The 3,273-nt window shown below is 76.7% G+C and carries 3 protein-coding genes; all 3 read right to left on the bottom strand.

Annotated features, from left to right (window positions below):
- Nucleotides 1-819: glycosyltransferase family 4 protein (locus AB0B48_RS32560; RefSeq protein ID WP_357208368.1), on the bottom strand; the 819-nt coding region annotated here is incomplete at its 3' end.
- The gene (locus AB0B48_RS32555) at nt 816-2,504 is read right to left on the bottom strand and encodes a lipid II flippase MurJ (RefSeq protein ID WP_357208366.1); all 1,689 of its coding nucleotides are present in this window, start codon (nt 2,502-2,504) and stop codon (nt 816-818) included. The genes AB0B48_RS32555 and AB0B48_RS32560, both read right to left, overlap by 4 nt.
- Before the next feature lies 1 nt (nt 2,505).
- Nucleotides 2,506-3,273, bottom strand: a 768-nt coding sequence (locus AB0B48_RS32550; protein ID WP_357208364.1) for a hypothetical protein, incomplete at its 5' end; no start/stop codon positions are given.

Here is a 3,273-nt window from a genome sequence, read left to right as displayed (position 1 = left end):
CGCCAGGTCGGCGCCGGCGAGCAGGTCGGCCACGTCGGTGCGGTGCCCCAGCAGGGTCACCGGGGCGCGGGCGGCGGAGGTCCGCGCGGCGAGCGGCAGATACGCCGGCCCGCTGCCCGCGATCACCACGACCGGCGGCGGGGTACGCGTACGCCAGCGGGCCGCCGCGTCGATCAGCACGTCGTAGCGCTTCTGCGGGTGCAACCGACCGACCGAGACGATCAACGGCTGGTCCGGGCGGACGCCGAACTCGGCGCGTACCGCCGCCGGGCGTCGACGCGGCACGGGCAGCGTCGGCGCGGCGACCGGGGCGAGCCGGGCGTCGACGGCACCCACCTCGGCGGCCCGCCGCACCAGGTCCGCGGAGGCACCGAGCGCCACCCGCACACCCCGGGCGACCACCCGTTCGACGAGCCGGGACACCCCGCCCCGCAGTCCCCCGGCGAGCACCGCGTTGTGCCAGGTGACGATCAGCGGGACGGCCGGACGGGCCAGCACGGCGACCAACCCGGCCCGCAGGCCGTGCGCGTGCACCACGTCGACGGTGGCGGCGGCGAGCGCCCGGCGCAGCGTGAGCACCGCCCGCGCGTCGGCCGGAGTCGGGCTGGCCGGGATCTCCACCGCCTCGAACCGCGCACCGACACCGGTGAAGTCGAACTGCTCCTCGGTGGCGGCGGGCCCGCAGACCAGGACTGTCGTGCCGCCCGCGACGAGACCGCGGGCCACCGAACGGACGTGCTGGCCGACCCCGCCGGTGCTGGACGCGAGCACCAACGCGACGGTGCCCGACCAGCCGGCGGGCAGAGGTGGCTCAGTCATCGCGTCGCCGTCTCCTTCCCGTCGCCCCGCTGCGCGGAGCCCGCGCCCGGTGTCGGCGCACCGCCGGACGGCCCCCGCCGGCCCAGACGCCGCAGCACCCCGGCGAGCAGTGGCTGTACGTCCCGCCGGTCGACGAACCAGACCACGGCGAGGAACACAACCCCAACCAGAACCCCGGACAGCATGCCCTGACCGAACGCCACCGCCGTCGTCGGGGTGCCGCCGTCCGACTGATCGAGCCAACGGCTGAGGCCCAGCCCGGCGAGCCCGGCGAGCACACCGGCGAGGCCACCGGCCGCTGCGGCCCGTGCCGCTCCCGCGAGGGCGGGACGGCCGGCGCTACGCCGCACCGCCAGGAGCAGCAGGGCGCCCAGCACCAGCATCCCCACCGAGTTCGCGGCCGTCACCGCAAGCACCCGGTCCCGCAGGGGCAGCACCGCGCCGAGCAGCAGGACGACGGCCGGCACCACCAGGAAGCCGACCGCCGTGGCGAACGTCGCCGCCCGCGTCTCGCCCCGCGCGTAGAGCGCCCGGGTGAGCACCGCGAAGAGGCCGTAGCCGACCAGGCCGGGGGCGTACCCGATGATCGCGGCGGCGGCCGTCGACGCGGTGTCCGCCGGGAAGAAGAAATGCCCCACCGGCCCGGCGGTCCCGATCAACGCGGCCGTGCCGAGGCAACTGAACAGGAGCACGCCACGCACGGCCGGCGCCAGGGTAGCCCGGTAGGTGCGCTCGTCTCCGGCGGCCCGCGCCGCCGCCAGGGTCGGGTAGGCGGCGATCGCCAGCGGCACCGCCAGCACCGCCCACGGCAGCAGGTAGACGGTCTGCGCCAGGTTGTAGACGCCCGGGTTGCTCCGCGCTCCGGCGGTGACCTGGTTCAGGCTGACGATCAGCGCGATCTGCTGGGTGGTGACGGTGACCGCGCCGGCCACCGCCAACCCGCCGACCCTCGCCCGCGCGTCGGCGGGAAACCCGAAGCCGGGTCGCAGCCCGAGGCGCAACCGGCGGACCGGGATCAGCAACGACAACGACAGCACCACCACGCCGAGGGTGGTGCCGCCGGAGAGCAGCAACTCACCTCCGGCGCTGACCCCGCCGACAGTGGCGTACCGGCCCTGCGTGACGGTGAACCCCAGGTACACCAGGATGACGGTGAGGCTGGACAGCAACGGGGCGAGCACCGGCCACGCGAAACGGCGGTGGGCCTGGAGCACCCCGGTGAGCACGATGCCGACCCCGTACAGCGGCAGTTGCGGCGCGAAGACCCGCAGCATCCGCACGCCGCTCTGCTGCTGGGCGGTGGTCAGGTGATGGCCCAGCGACTCGACCACCGGACCGGCCAGCAGCACCACGAGCAGCGCGAGGGGAACCAGCAGGGCCAGCGTCCAGGTCAGCAGCGCGCCGGTGGTCCGGGCCACGGCCGTCCGGTCGCCCGCCGCGACCGCACCGGCGAGCAGCGGTACGACGAGGCTGGCCAGGGCTCCCCCGGCGACGATCTCGAAGATGAAGTTCGGCACCGCGTTGGCCACCACGTAGGTGCCACCGAGGTCGGTGGGCGCCAGGCTCCAGGTGAACACGGCGGTACGGCCGAAGCCGGCGAGTCGGCTGGCCACGGTGAGGACGGCGATGAGCGCGGCTGCCCCGGCCAGCCGGCCGGCGCCGGCGAGGGGTGCCGGTCTGGTCACGTCAGTCGGCGCGTCGGCCCAGTGCGTCGAGCTCGCGCAGCCCCGGGGTCCGCTGGATCACCGCGGTGAAGCTGACCTTCTCGCTGGCGGCGGTGAGCCCGGCCAGGACGGCGAGCAGACCGGCCCGGCCGAGCGGGCCGGTCCGGGCGGCGAGCGCGACGCCGAGCACCGCCCCGAGCGCGTTCGCGCCACTGTCGCCCAGCATCACGTCCTCGGCCAGGTCGTCACGGAGCAGACCGGCGGCGGCACCGGCCGCACCCGCCGCGATACCGCCCTGCGGGCCGCCGGTCAACGGCGCCGCGAGCAGCAGCCCGGACTTGAGGGCGCGGCCCGGCCGCAGGTCGAGCAGGTTGAGCAGGTTGGCCGTGCCGGCGATCACACCGGCACCGAGCAGCACGTCGACGCCCCGGCCGAACGCACCGTGCCGCTGCCGGCGCGGGTGCGCGGCGACCCGGGAGTCGGCGGCGAGCAGCGCGGCGGCGCCCAGCCCGACAGCGCCCACCCCGACGACCTTGACCAGACCGGCGGTGACCCGCCCCTCGCGCAGCGCGGCGAGGTGCCCGGCGAAACCCTTGGCCGCCTTCTGCTCCGGCCGCGCGCCGACCACGTCGTCGTACAGGCCGACACCGCCCGCGCCGAGACCGGCGACCAGGGCGGCCCCACCGGCGGCGCCGCCGGTGGCACCGAACGCGCCGGCGGCGGCAGCGCCGGCGGCGGGCGCCGGCCCGGCGGCCAGGCGGGCCGGGCGGCCACGGAAGTTGGGGCGTGC

Source organism: Micromonospora sp. NPDC049089 (genome assembly GCF_040648775.1).
In the GTDB taxonomy this organism is placed as follows: Bacteria; Actinomycetota; Actinomycetes; order Mycobacteriales; family Micromonosporaceae; genus Micromonospora.
Note: the sequence above shows the minus strand (reverse complement) of the source record. Positions and strands in the feature narration are given on the sequence as shown.